The 11,915-nt window shown below is 73.0% G+C and carries 12 protein-coding genes; 2 read left to right on the top strand and 10 right to left on the bottom strand.

From position 1 onward, the window contains the following. Window positions 1–2: 2 nt before the first annotated feature. The 7 genes from M1L60_RS12890 to M1L60_RS12860 form a co-directional block, all read right to left on the bottom strand. Window positions 3–947, bottom strand: a complete 945-nt coding sequence (locus M1L60_RS12890) for a copper transporter (protein WP_253237623.1) — start codon at window positions 945–947, stop codon at window positions 3–5. An 18-nt stretch (window positions 948–965) separates the two neighbouring features. After that, on the bottom strand, window positions 966–2,144 hold the full coding sequence (steA, locus tag M1L60_RS12885; RefSeq protein WP_253237622.1) for a putative cytokinetic ring protein SteA: 1,179 nt from the start codon (window positions 2,142–2,144) through the stop codon (window positions 966–968). A gap of 121 nt (window positions 2,145–2,265) precedes the next feature. Beyond that, window positions 2,266–3,996 carry a DNA repair protein RecN gene (gene recN / locus M1L60_RS12880; RefSeq protein WP_253237621.1) on the bottom strand — a complete coding sequence of 577 codons (1,731 nt, stop codon included), beginning with the start codon at window positions 3,994–3,996 and terminating at the stop codon, window positions 2,266–2,268. Between the two features lie 54 nt (window positions 3,997–4,050). Continuing rightward, entirely contained in the window at window positions 4,051–4,947 is an 897-nt protein-coding gene (locus tag M1L60_RS12875; RefSeq protein WP_253237620.1) for an NAD kinase, read from the bottom strand. Next, the gene (locus M1L60_RS12870) at window positions 4,944–5,801 is read right to left on the bottom strand and encodes a TlyA family RNA methyltransferase (protein WP_253237619.1); all 858 of its coding nucleotides are present in this window, start codon (window positions 5,799–5,801) and stop codon (window positions 4,944–4,946) included. Before M1L60_RS12870 ends, M1L60_RS12875 begins: the two co-directional genes overlap by 4 nt. Beyond that, window positions 5,798–6,103 (bottom strand): hypothetical protein, encoded by a 306-nt coding sequence (locus M1L60_RS12865; RefSeq protein ID WP_253237618.1) that lies wholly within the window; start codon window positions 6,101–6,103, stop codon window positions 5,798–5,800. Before M1L60_RS12865 ends, M1L60_RS12870 begins: the two co-directional genes overlap by 4 nt. 4 nt (window positions 6,104–6,107) lie before the next feature. Next, window positions 6,108–6,941, bottom strand: a complete 834-nt coding sequence (locus M1L60_RS12860; protein ID WP_253237617.1) for a phasin family protein — start codon at window positions 6,939–6,941, stop codon at window positions 6,108–6,110. Window positions 6,942–7,049: 108 nt separating this feature from the next. On the opposite strand from M1L60_RS12860, the gene M1L60_RS12855 reads away from it, so the two are divergent. Further along, window positions 7,050–7,385, top strand: a complete 336-nt coding sequence (locus tag M1L60_RS12855; RefSeq protein ID WP_253237616.1) for an alkyl sulfatase C-terminal domain-containing protein — start codon at window positions 7,050–7,052, stop codon at window positions 7,383–7,385. Here the strand turns inward: M1L60_RS12855 and M1L60_RS12850 are convergent. The 3 genes from M1L60_RS12850 to M1L60_RS12840 all read right to left on the bottom strand — a co-directional run bounded on the left by M1L60_RS12850 (window position 7,382) and on the right by M1L60_RS12840 (window position 10,034). Continuing rightward, window positions 7,382–8,014, bottom strand: a complete 633-nt coding sequence (locus tag M1L60_RS12850; RefSeq protein WP_253237615.1) for a flavin reductase family protein — start codon at window positions 8,012–8,014, stop codon at window positions 7,382–7,384. The two genes, M1L60_RS12855 and M1L60_RS12850, sit on opposite strands and share 4 nt — an antisense overlap. Before the next feature lie 62 nt (window positions 8,015–8,076). Further along, window positions 8,077–9,081 (bottom strand): HAD-IIA family hydrolase, encoded by a 1,005-nt coding sequence (locus M1L60_RS12845; RefSeq protein ID WP_253237614.1) that lies wholly within the window; start codon window positions 9,079–9,081, stop codon window positions 8,077–8,079. Then, complete coding sequence (locus tag M1L60_RS12840; RefSeq protein WP_253237613.1) at window positions 9,078–10,034, bottom strand: Replicase polyprotein 1ab; 957 nt, start codon at window positions 10,032–10,034, stop codon at window positions 9,078–9,080. Before M1L60_RS12840 ends, M1L60_RS12845 begins: the two co-directional genes overlap by 4 nt. Between M1L60_RS12840 and M1L60_RS12835 the strand changes: the two genes are divergently transcribed. Beyond that, on the top strand, window positions 9,984–11,846 hold the full coding sequence (locus M1L60_RS12835) for a hypothetical protein (RefSeq protein WP_253237612.1): 1,863 nt from the start codon (window positions 9,984–9,986) through the stop codon (window positions 11,844–11,846). The two genes, M1L60_RS12840 and M1L60_RS12835, sit on opposite strands and share 51 nt — an antisense overlap. The last annotated feature ends 69 nt before the right edge of the window (window positions 11,847–11,915 follow it).

Raw genomic sequence — 11,915 nt, 5'->3', positions numbered from 1 at the left:
CGCTACGAGGCGGCCTTCGGCACCAGCGAGGAGGCTCCGGCGGCCAGGCCGTACTGGCCGACCTTGTCGTCGACGACCCGCTCGACGGTGGCCATGGCCGCCGCCACCTGGCCGTCGGCCGTGCTCGCGTTGTCCACCGTGGAGATCACCTTGACCAGGGTCGGGTCGCCGCGCACGGCCGAGATCAGGTTGCCGTCGCCCACGCCGACCCCGGCCACCACCAGCGGGTGGTTCTTGTGCACCTCTTGGGCCATGTAGACCAGCGACTGCGCCTTCTTGGCCGCGTCCTTGTCGACGGCCGGGGCGCCGGTGATCATCACGGTCGCCTCGGCCCCGCCCGTGGCCTTGTCGTCGACCGCGATGTAGCCCTGTTCGCTGTACGCGGCCAGCACCGCGGTGACGTCACCGGCGGCCGGCTGCGTGACGGCGGGGCCACCGGCCCGCTGCATGAGCGCGAGCATGAGCTGGGCGCTGGCCGTCTCGACGCCGATACTGTTGGCCGGCACGTCGGCGAACGGGATGGTCGGCTGCGACGTCTCGTTGGCCAGGTCGAGCAGGTCGAGCTCGACGGCCGGGTCGAAGAACTTGTCCTGCACGGTGACCTTGGCCGTGATCGTCGCGCCGGCGATCGTCAGCATCGAGATCACCTTGTCGGCGTACTGGTCGGTGCCGGGCAGGGCCAGCACGGCCAGCTTGCGCCCGGCCAGCTTGCCGTTGAGCACGGTCGGGGCCAGCTCGGTGGCGAACTCCTGGCTGCGGTTGATCTCCTCGCGGTACTGGTTGATCTCGTCCCGCTTGTTGCCGAGGTCTTTGTTGAGCGCGGTGATCTGACTCTTGAGGTTGTCGGCCACCGGACCGTTGAGCGCGGCGGTACCCACGACCAGGCCGATGGCCAGGGCCAGGAAGACCGCGGTGAGCGACACCACGTGGTACCGGAAGTTGATCACGACAAGAGCCCCGTCAAGTCAGAAAAGGTGTCCGAGCTGGAAGACCAGATTGTCCCACCACTCGGAAACGACGGTCAGGTACGCCTTCCCGACCGTCGACACGGCCACCGCCGAGGCCATCGCGGCCGTCGCCGAGAGCACCAGGAGCAGCAGCGCCGAGCCCGAGATGTTCTGCTTGTAGAGCCGGCTCACGCCCTTGGCGTCGACCAGCTTGCCGCCGACCTTGAGCCGGGTCAGGAACGTCGAGGCCATGCCGCCGCGGCCCTTGTCGAGGAACTCGACCAGGTTGGCGTGCGTGCCCACGGCCACGATGAGGGTGGCGCCCTTGTCGTCGGCCAGCAGCATCGCCAGGTCCTCACTCGTGGCGGCGGCCGGGAAGGTCAGCGCGGCCACGTCGAGGTTGTGCACCCGCTCGAGGCCGGGCGCGCGGCCGTCGGGGTACGCGTGCACGACCACCTCGGCCCCGCAGCGCAGCACGTCGTCGGTCACCGAGTCCATGTCGCCGATGATCATGTCGGGCGTGTAGCCGGACTCGACCAGCGCGTCGGCCCCGCCGTCGACGCCGATCAGCACCGGCTTGTACTCGTGGATGTAGGGCCGCAGGACGTCCAGGTCGTCCTTGTAGTCGTAGCCCCGGACCACGATCAGCACGTGCCGCCCGGCGATGCGGGTCTGCACGTCGGGCACGCCCACGCCGTCGAGCAGCAGGTCGCGTTCCTGCTTGAGGTAGTCCATGGTGTTGGCGGCGAACGCCTCGAGCTGCACCGACAGGCCCTCACGGGCGTCGGCCATCGAGCGCGCCACGGTCTCGGAGTCTTGCCGCACGCCGGTGGCGACCGGCTCGCCGTCGAGCAGCACGGTGTCGCCCTCGACGACCACCGAGTCACCCTCGCGCAGCTTCTCGAAGACCTCTTCGCCCAGGTCGTCGATGAGCACGACGCCGTTCTTGATGAGCACCTCGGGCCCGAGGTTGGGGTAGCGCCCCGAGATCGACGGCTTGGCGTTGAGCACGACGGCCACGCCGACGGCGACGAGCGCGTCGGCGGCCACCCGGTCGATGTCGACGTGGTCGATCACGGCGATCTCGCCCGGGCGCAGCCGGCCGGTCAGACGCTTGGTCCGGCGGTCGAGGCGGGCGGTGCCGGCGAGGGCATCGGGATCGGTGCTCCGCGCGCGGCGCAAAGTGGGAAGTCGCATCAGGGCCATCCTGACACGCCGCGTCACACGCTTGGCACGCGACATGCGCGATCTCACCCACTAAAGGGGCATTTGCCCCGCTCGTCCCTGTCAGTCATGGTGCCATGACCGAACGCCCTGCTCAGGCCCTTTTCTCGCGACCCGCCACGGCCAGCAGCTCTTCGGCGTGGGCGATGCCGAGATCGGAATCCGGCAATCCCGCGAGCATCCGCGACAGCTCCCGCGCCCGTTCGGTCTCCTCGACGATGCGGACCCCGCTGGTGGTGATCGCGCCGCCCGTGTCCTTGGCCACGACCAGGTGCCGGTCGGCGAACGCGGCCACCTGGGGCAGGTGGGTCACCACGAGCACCTGGTGGGAGCGGGCGAGCCGGGCCAGCCGCTTGCCGATCTCGACCGCGGCCGTGCCGCCGACGCCGGAGTCGACCTCGTCGAAGACCAGCGTCTCGGGGCCGCCGGCCCCGGCGAACACCACCTCGATGGCCAGCATCACCCGGGACAGCTCGCCGCCGGACGCGCCCTTCTGCAACGGCAGCGACGGGGCGCCGGGGTGGGCCATGAGCCGCAGCTCGACCTCGTCGGCGCCGTCGGGACCCATCGGCGGCTCGTCCTTGCCGGCGGTCCGCGGCACCACGGCCACCTCGACCCGGGCGTGCGGCATGGCCAGACCCGCGAGCTCGACGCTGACCGCCTCGCTGAACCGGCCCGCGGCCTCGGTGCGGGCCTCGGTGAGCCGGGCCGCCAGCTCGGTCACCTGGGCCTCGAGCCGCTGACGTTCCTTGTCGAGCTCGTCGAGCAGCTCGTCGGACGAGTCGAGCGCGGCCAGCTTGGTGCGCGCGTCCTCGGCCCAGACGATGACGCCCTCGACGTCGTCGGCGTACTTACGGGTGAGCCCGCGCAGCGCGGCCCGGCGCTCGTAGATCTGCTCGAGGCGGGCCGGGTCGGCGTCGAGCGAGCTCAGATAGGCCGACAGCTCGGACGAGACGTCGCCGACCAGGGTGGCCGCCTCTTCGATGCGGGCCGCCAGCTCGCCCAGCATCGGGTCGACCGGCGCCTGCGCCTCGAGGGTGCGGCGGGCCGTGCCCAGCAACTGGGTCGCGTCGGGCGCCTCCTCGGTCACCTCGACCCCGCCGGCCAGGGCCTGCGCGGCCAGCGCGGCGGCGACCCGGAGGCCCTCGGCATGCTCGAGGCGCTGCACCTCGTTGCGCAGGTCGTCGTCCTCCCCCGGCTGGGGGTCGACCCGGCTGATCTCGTCGAGGCCGAGCTTGAGCAGGTCGGCCTCTTGCGAGCGGGCCCGCGCGTTGCGGCGGCGGTCGGCCAGGTCGTCGACGACGGTGCGCCAGCGCCCGTACGCCTCGCGGTAGGTCTCGAGCAGCTTCTCGTGTTCGGGCCCGGCGAAGCGGTCGAGCGCGCCCCGCTGCTCGGCCGGGCGCAGCAGGCGCAGCTGGTCGGACTGGCCGTGCACGGCCAGCACCCGCTCGCCCAGATCGGTCAGCATCGACACCGGCATGCTGCGCCCGCCCACGTGGGCCCGGGACCGGCCCTCGATCGTCACCGTGCGGCTCAGCAGCACCGTGCCGTCGTCGTCGATCTCGCCGCCGGCCTCGGAGACACGGGTAGTCACCTCGTCGGCCAGCTTGCCGCCGAGGCGCAGCCGGCCCTCGACGACCGCGCGGCCCGGGTCGGCCCGCACCCGCCCGGCATCGGCCCGCCCGCCGAACAGCAGGCCCAGACCGGTCACCACCATGGTCTTTCCGGCACCGGTCTCACCGGTGATGACGTTCATGCCCGCCGTCAGCCGCAGCGTCGTGTCGTCGATGACGCCGAGCCCGGTGATGCGCAGTTCCTCCAGCACAGGGCAGACAGTATCGGTGCCCCCCGACATTTGCCCACCGGCGGTGGCTCCCGGCTACCGCCGATTGCCGCGCCAGCCCTCCACCGGGAGCGCGAACTTGGCCACGAGCACGTCGGTGAATGGCCTCGGCTGCAGGCGGACCAGGCGTACGGGGAGCTGACCGCGCTCGACGGTGACCTTGGCCCCCGGCGGCAGGTCCCAGGTGCGGCGACCGTCACAGCAGAGCACCGCGAACGAGGTGTAGGGGTCGACGGTCAGCGCGAACGACGACGTCGGCGCGGTCACCAGCGGCTTGCTGAACAGCGCGTGGGCGCTGATCGGCACCAGCAGCAGCGCCTCGACCTCGGGCCACACGACCGGGCCGCCGCCCGAGAACGCGTACGCCGTGGAACCGGTCGGCGTCGCGCACACGACACCGTCGCAGCCGTACCGGGCCAGCGGGCGGCCGTCCACGTCGACCAGCAGCTCGAGCATCTGAGCGCGCTGGCCCTTCTCGACGCTGACCTCGTTGAGGGCCCAGGACTCGGCGATCACCCGGCCGCCGTACTCGGCCCGGACGTCCAGCGTCAGCCGCTCGTCCACCTTGTACGCGCCGTCGACGACGTCCTTGACGGCCTCGTCGAGGTGGTCGATCTCGGCCTCGGCCAGGAACCCGACCTTGCCCAGGTTGATGCCCAGCAACGGCGCCTTGACCGGGCGGGCCAGCTCGGCCGCGCGCAGGAACGTGCCGTCGCCGCCCATCGCCAGCACGATCTCGACGCCCTCGGCCGCGGCCGGGGTCGGACCGCCCTCCACGGTGGTCACCTCGGGCGGCAGGTCGAGATCGGCCACCTCCTCGGCGATCACGCGGACCTCGAAGCCGGCCGCCAGCAGGTCGCGCGCCACCGTACGGGCGTGCTGGGTGCTCTGCCGCCGGCCGGTGTGCGTGACCAGCAGGGCCGAGCGCGTCATGTGTCCTCCAAGGGGGATGCCGTCTGCTCCGGCCCGGCAGAAGCTACCTTGATCACGGGCCCGGCGGCGACAACTTCTTCGATCTGCGCACGATCGGCGGGTGGGGCGTCGCGGCGGAACCAGACGAAGAACTCGACGTTGCCGCTCGGCCCGGGCAGCGGGCTCGCGGCCACCCCGGCCACCCCGAGACCCAGGTCGGCCGCGGCCGCCGCCACGTCCAGCACGGCCTCGGCCCGCAACGGCCAGTCCCGGACGACCCCGCCCGCGCCCACCCGTTCCTTGCCCACCTCGAACTGCGGCTTGACCATCAGAGCGAGGTCGCCGTCGGGCGCGGTGCAGCCGGCCAGGGCGGGCAGCACCAGCCGCAGCGAGATGAACGAGAGATCCGCCACAGTCAGGTCGACGAGGCCGCCGATCGACTCCGGCGTGATGGCCCGGACGTTGGTCCGCTCGAACACGACGACCCGCTCGTCGGTGCGGATCGGCCAGGCCAGCTGTCCGTAGCCGACGTCGACGGCCACCACCTGACGGGCCCCCGAGCGCAGCAGCACGTCGGTGAACCCGCCGGTGGAGGCGCCGGCGTCGAGACACCGGCGCCCTTCGACGGCGAGCCCGCGCGGACCGAACGCGGCGAGCGCGCCGGCCAGCTTGTGCCCGCCCCGGGAGACGTACTCGGTCGCCGGATCCTCGCCGGTGACGAGCACCGGGTCGGCCGGGTCGACCATCGCGGCCACCTTGCGGGCCACCGTGCCGCGCACCTGCACGCGGCCGGCCTCGACCAGCGCCGCCGCCTGCTCGCGGGAGCGGGCCAGCTTGCGGCGCACGAGCTCGGCGTCGAGCCGGGCCCGCTTCACCGGTCGATGCTCGCCAGGGTCTCCTGGAGAACCTGGTGAGCCGCCTCGTACTCGGCGATCTGCTCGGACGGGGCCAGCCGGGACGCGTTCTCGAGCGCGCTCAGCACGGCGTCGACAGCCGGGTGACCGGTCTCACGCACGATCTCGCCCGTTACCTCGTCGACCGCGCTCTGAGGGGCGGGCGCCGGGCTCGGAGCTTGCATCGGCGGCCGCGGCACCGGCGGCGGTCCGGGCCGGAAACCACCCGGCGTCGGGCCGGGCCGGAAACCACCGGGCGTCGGGCCCGGAGTCGGGAACGTCATCGACTCACGCCCCCGCGCTCGGCGTCGTCGGCGGCAGCTCGGTGGCGGCCGCGGCTTCGCGGACGGCGGCATTGGGCGCGTCGGCCGTGCCGGCCGGAGCACTCGGCGTCGCCTTCTTGGCCGCTGCTTTCTTGGCCGGCGCGTTCTTGGCCGGAGCCTTCTTGGCCACAGCCTTCTTCGCCGGGGCCTTCTTGGCCGGTCGCGCCCCCTGAGCCTCGGCCTGAGCCGTGGCCGGGGCGATCTTCGCGGTCGCCTTCTGGTCGGCCGGGATCACCTCGTCCGGCGGCGGCACGGCCTTCTTGGCCACCGACTTCTTGGCGACGGCCTTCTTGGCGACGGCCTTCTTGGCCGGTGTCTCGCGCGGGGTGTTCGACGGCGGCGCCGACGGAGTGGTGCCCGCCGACGGCATCGCGTTGGGCACCGCCTTCTTGGCCACCGCCTTCTTGGCCGCCCGGGGCAGCGGCGCCGGACCGTCGAGCCGGGTGCCGCCGACGCCCTCGCTGGGCGCGTCGGCCGCCGTTCCGCCCTGGGCCCGGGACTCGGCATCCCGCAGTTGCTTCTCGAGGTCTCGTACGCGGGTGGTCAGTTCGGTGACCTCTTCGGCCGTGGCCAGACCGACCACTCCGAGCGCCTTGTCCACCTCGTAGCGCACGATGTTCGTCAGGGCCTCGCGGTTCGCCATGCCGGCCGACAGCAGATCGTCGACCAGGCCCTGCAGCTGCGCGGCGGTGGCCCCGCCCCGGTTCACCACTTCGCCCACGACCTTCTGGGCCCGCTTGCGCGGTGCTTCGGTCAATCCGAGCGCCATCTCCAGATACGCCCGCCATGCGTCCGGCATGTTCCGCTCCTCTCGCGGCTCGTCGGGTGCCACGCTACCGGGCGGTTCGCAGGGATCAGTGAGGTACGGTGCGGTACGCGTACCGGGTGTCGTGAGGAAAGAGGTCAGATGGCCACCGTGGACGAGTGCCGGCAGGCTTTGCACGACCTGGCCGCGAGGCTGGAACGCAACGCAGAGACCCGCGGCCACCTCGATTTCGACCGCACGCTGGCCTGCCGCGTGCCCGACCTCGAGACGGCCTTCCACGGCCGGCTCGCGGGCGGCCTGCTCACCGACATCGCCGACGGTGACGATCCCAAGGCGAAGATCGCGCTCATCGCGAGCAGCGACGACCTGCTGGCCCTGATCGCCGGCAAGCTCGACATCACCCGGGCCATCGCGTCGCGCCAGATCCAGGTCAAGGCCAACCCGTTCGACCTGCTAAAACTGCGAAAACTGCTTTAGTTCCCGGTACGCCCGAGGGCCGGCATCCGCCAACCGGTGGCCAGCCGGGACGGGTGCAGGTTGACGCCGCCGCCGAAGAATTCGGTGAACTTCATGATCAGCGGGTCCCACCGCAGCGGGTCGACATGGGCGGTGCCCGGCACGAGCAGGTCCTGCTCGACGTGCGTACGCAGAACCTCGATCTCGTACGCCGTGGCGTGCAGATCCCCGGTGAAGCGGTGCGCGCCGGCGACGCGGCATTCCAGCTGGATCGGGCACTCGGCGACCCGCGGCGGCGCCACCAGCACCGACTCCTGCCGGGTCAGCCCGCCCAGCGCGAACTTGTCGGCCACGTACCGGTAGCCCTGCTCGGTCTTGGCCGGCGGCACGTCGGGCCGCCCGGTCGTCATGGCGATCCGGTCGACCGCGGCCACCAGCGCCGACGACGGCAGGTTGAGCACACATTCGCGCTCGCGGCGCAGGTTCTCGGCCGTACGGCTGCGATCGCCCATGCCGAGCATCGCCGACTGCCCCAGCCACCACGCCGACGACATGGGGGCCAGGTTGGCCGAGCCGTCCGCGTTGACCGTGCTGATGAGCACCACCGGGGTGCCGAAATACAAGACCTTGAGACCGGGTACGACATGCATGGCTCCCATGCTGGCCGAGCCCCCGGTCGAGGGCTGGCGGCTTTCGGACGTCGCGTCGCCCGCTACAGCCGCCAGCTGCTCAAGACTTCGCGGGCCGCGTCGGAGGCGGCTTTGATACCACTCAGGGGCACTCCCGACCACGTGGCCGCGCACAGCAGACGCAGAGCCACCACCGGGTCGCCGGCGCCGTCGAGCGTGACCGTGTCGCCGTCGCGGGCCACGCGCCAGCCACCGGCGTCCTCGGCGGCCGGCGGCACGGCGGATTCGGCGGCCGGGCGGAACAGGCCGGCCAGGTCGGCCGCCACATAGGTCGGACGCTGCGCCGGGACGGCCGCCAGCAGGTCGGCCGGGCCGCTCACGCCGGTCAGCACGAGCAGGCTGTCCAGGCCCGCGGTGACCGCGCCCTCGATGTCGGTGTCGAGCCGGTCGCCGACCACCAGCGGGCGCTCGGCCCGGGCCTGGGCCACGGCCGTGGTGAACAGGGCCGGGCCGGGCTTGCCGACGACCAGATCGGGGTCACGGTCGAGCGCGGTCCGCAGCACGGCCACCAGCGAGCCGTTGCCGGGCAGCGGGCCGCGCGGGCTGGGCAGGGTGCGGTCGGTGTTCGTGGCCACCCACAGCGCCCCGGCCCGCACCGCGAGCGAGGCCTCGGAGAGCACCGACCAGCCGACCTCGGGACCGTAGCCCTGCACGACCGCGACCGGCTCGTCGTCGGCCGCGGCGACCGGGGTGAGGCCGGCTTCGCGGACCTCGTCGCGCAACGCGTCGGCGCCGACGACCAGGACGCGGGAGCCCGCAGGGAACTTCTCGGAGAGCACGGTGGCGGCGGCGCCGGCCGAGGTGAGCACCTCGGCCGGTTCCGCTGCCACGCCCATGCCGGTCAGCTTGGCCGCCACGTCGGCGGCGCGGCGGGACGCGTTGTTGGTCGCGTACGCCACCGCGGTCCCCCGCCCGCGCAACTGCCCGACGGCCTCGGCCGCACCGGCGATCGGCTTGTCGATCAGGTAGACGACGCCGTCCAGGTCGAAGACGACCAGGTCGTAGCCGCCGGCCAGGTCGGCCGTCACTCCTGCGTCTCGCCCTTCTTGGCGTCCGCCTCGTCAGCATCAGCCTTCTTCGCGTCGGCCTTGTCGGCGTCGGCCTTGTCGGCGTCGGCCTTCTTGGCGTCGGCCAGCTCCTCGGCGTCGGCCTCGAGCTCCTCCGCCACGTCCTCGACGGCTACCGGGTCGGTGTTGACGTCGGTGTCCGCGGCCGCGACCACCTCGTCGTCCTCGTCCTCGTCCGTGACGTCGCTGCGGGCGGCGGGCTCGTCGTCGAGGTCGTCCTCGTCGTCGTACTCGTCGTCCTCATCGTCGTCGTCGAGGGCGGCGCGCTCGTCGTCGCCGTCGAACTCGCCCTCCTCCTCGTCGGGAGTCGTGCCGGTCCGCTCGTCACCGCCGGAGGGCTCGGTGTCCTCGTCGGCCAGGGTCACCCCGTCGAGCTCGAGCAGGCGCTCGGCCGCGTCGGTCAGGCCCTCGTCGTCGGCGGCGGCGGCCCGGGTGAACCACTCGCGGGCCTCCTCGCGCCGGTCGGCGGCGAGCAGGGCGTCGGCGTACGCGTAGCGCAGGCGGGCGGCCCACTCGGCGTCCTCGTCGGCGTTCAGCTCGCGTACCTGAAGCATGGCCACCGCGGCGTCGTGCTGGCCGAGGTCGGTGCGCGCGCCGGCCGCCACGATCAGCAGCTCGATCGCCCCCGACTTGTCCATCTTCTCGAGGTCGGCGCCCCGGTAGAGGTCGATGGCCCGCTCGGGACGGCCCAGCGCGCGCTCGCAGTCGGCCAGCTCGGCCAGGTGCGTCTGCCGCCCGGTCATCCGGTGGTAGGTGCGCAGCTCGGCGATCGCGGTCGTCCAGTCCCCGGCCGCATAGGCGGCCAGGCCGACGGCCTCGCGCACCACGGCGATCCGGGACGCGAGCCGCCGCGCCGCGATCGCGTGCTGAAGCGCCAGCTCGGCGTCCTCGTCGATGATCTGGCCGGCCGCCACGAGGTGCCGGGCGACCTTGTCGGCGATCTCCCGGGCCAGCGACAGCAGCTCGGTGCGGACCTCCTTGTCGAGGTCGGCCGCCTCGATGTCCTCGGGGATCTCGGGCGCTACGAACGAGGGCTGCTCCTCACGGGCCCGCTCGTCGTTCGCGGGGTGCCGGTGCTCACGGTCGTCGCGGACGCTGGGTCCCCGGTCCTCGCGGTCACGGAAACCGCCCTCGCGGGGGCCCCGGTCGCCCCGGAACCCGCCGTCGCGGGGGCCACGGTCGTCGCGGTCACGCGGACCACGGTCGCCCCGGTAGCCGCCACGGTCCTGGTAGCCGCCACGGTCGCCCTGGGGACGCTCACGGAAGCCACTGCCGCCACGGTTGCCCGGCCGGTCGCCCTGCGGACGGTCCCGGTAGCCGCCCCTGTCCTGGTAGCCGCCGCCCTGGGGCCGGTCCTGGTAGCCGCCACGGTCACGGTCGCCACCGCGGTAGCCGCCCGAGCCACCCTGGTAGCTGCCACGGGAGCCGCCGGCGTCACGATCGCCCCGGTAGCCGCCGCCCTGCGGACGGTCGCCACCACGGGAGCCGCCGCGGTCGTCGCGGCCGCGATCCTGAGAACCGCCACGGTCCTGGTAGCCGCCGCGGTCGCGGAAGCCGCCGCCCTGGGGCCGGTCCTGGTAGCCGCCACGGTCACGGTCGCCGCCGCGGAAGCCGCCACGGTCGTCGCGACCCTGGTAGCCACCGCGGTCACGATCGCCGCCCCGGTCCTGATAGCCGCCACCCTGGGGACGGTCACGGAAGCCACCGCCCTGAGGACGGTCACCGCGGTCACGGAAGCCACCACCCTGGGGACGGTCACCGCGGTCGCGGAAGCCGCCACCCTGGGGACGGTCACCACGGTCACGGAACCCACCGCCTTGCGGACGGTCGCCACGGTCACGGAAGCCACCGCCCTGGGGACGGTCGCCACGATCACGGAAGCCACCACCCTGCGGGCGGTCACCGCCACGGAAGCCGCCACGGTCGTCCCGACCCCGGTCCTGGTAGCCGCCACCCTGGGGACGGTCACGGAAGCCGCCACCCTGGGGACGGTCGCCACGGTCACGGAAGCCACCACCCTGGGGACGGTCACCCCGGTCCTGGTAGCCGCCACCCTGCGGGCGGTCACGGAAACCGCCGCCCTGAGGACGATCGCCACCACGGAAGCCGCCACGGTCACGGTCGCCACCGCCGGTCACGCCACGGCGGTCGTCACGCTGATAGCCGCCGCCTTGGGGACGGTCACGGAAGCCACCGCCCTGAGGACGGTCGCCACGGTCGCGGAAGCCGCCACCCTGCGGACGGTCACCGCCGCGGAAACCACCGCGGTCACCACCACGATCACGGTCGCCCCCGCGGAAGCCGCCACGGTCGCCACCACGATCACGGTCGCCCCCGCGGAAGCCGCCACGGTCGCCACCGGAGTAGCCACCCCGGTCACGATCGCCGCCACGGAAACCGCCGCGGTCACCACCACGATCACGGTCGCCGCCCCGGAAGCCGCCACGGTCGCCACCGGAGTAGCCGCCGCGGTCACGGTCACCGCCCCGGTCGCCCCGGAAGCCGCCACGGTCGCCGTCGCGGCCGCGGCCGCCCTGGCGCTCCTCGTCGCGGGGGGCGCGACCGCCCTCGTCCTGGGGTCCAGTAGTCACGGATCAAATCCTTCCGGTCCGGCCGGCCCTCGGCATGGCGGGCTTGCCTCGACGTTCAAAGTTACTCGGGTACGAACACACAAAAGCAGCCGAGGGCCGACCCCGATACGGGGCGGCCCTCGGCTGGCACGTTGAGTCCGGCGGCGTCCTACTCTCCCACACCCTCCCGAGTGCAGTACCATCGGCGCTGGAGGGCTTAGCTTC

The sequence above is a fragment of the Paractinoplanes aksuensis genome (assembly GCF_024137025.1).
Classification (GTDB): domain Bacteria; phylum Actinomycetota; class Actinomycetes; order Mycobacteriales; family Micromonosporaceae; genus Actinoplanes; species Actinoplanes aksuensis.
This window is presented reverse-complemented; position numbering and strand designations above follow the sequence as displayed.

Coding starts and splice junctions, on each gene's coding strand:
- steA (WP_253237622.1), bottom strand. CDS start 2,144: ATGCGACTTCCCACTTTGCGCCGCGCGCGGAGCACCGATCCCGATGCC.
- M1L60_RS12875 (WP_253237620.1), bottom strand. CDS start 4,947: ATGACGCGCTCGGCCCTGCTGGTCACGCACACCGGCCGGCGGCAGAGC.
- M1L60_RS12865 (WP_253237618.1), bottom strand. CDS start 6,103: ATGACGTTCCCGACTCCGGGCCCGACGCCCGGTGGTTTCCGGCCCGGC.
- M1L60_RS12860 (WP_253237617.1), bottom strand. CDS start 6,941: ATGCCGGACGCATGGCGGGCGTATCTGGAGATGGCGCTCGGATTGACC.
- M1L60_RS12855 (WP_253237616.1), top strand. CDS start 7,050: ATGGCCACCGTGGACGAGTGCCGGCAGGCTTTGCACGACCTGGCCGCG.
- M1L60_RS12850 (WP_253237615.1), bottom strand. CDS start 8,014: ATGCATGTCGTACCCGGTCTCAAGGTCTTGTATTTCGGCACCCCGGTG.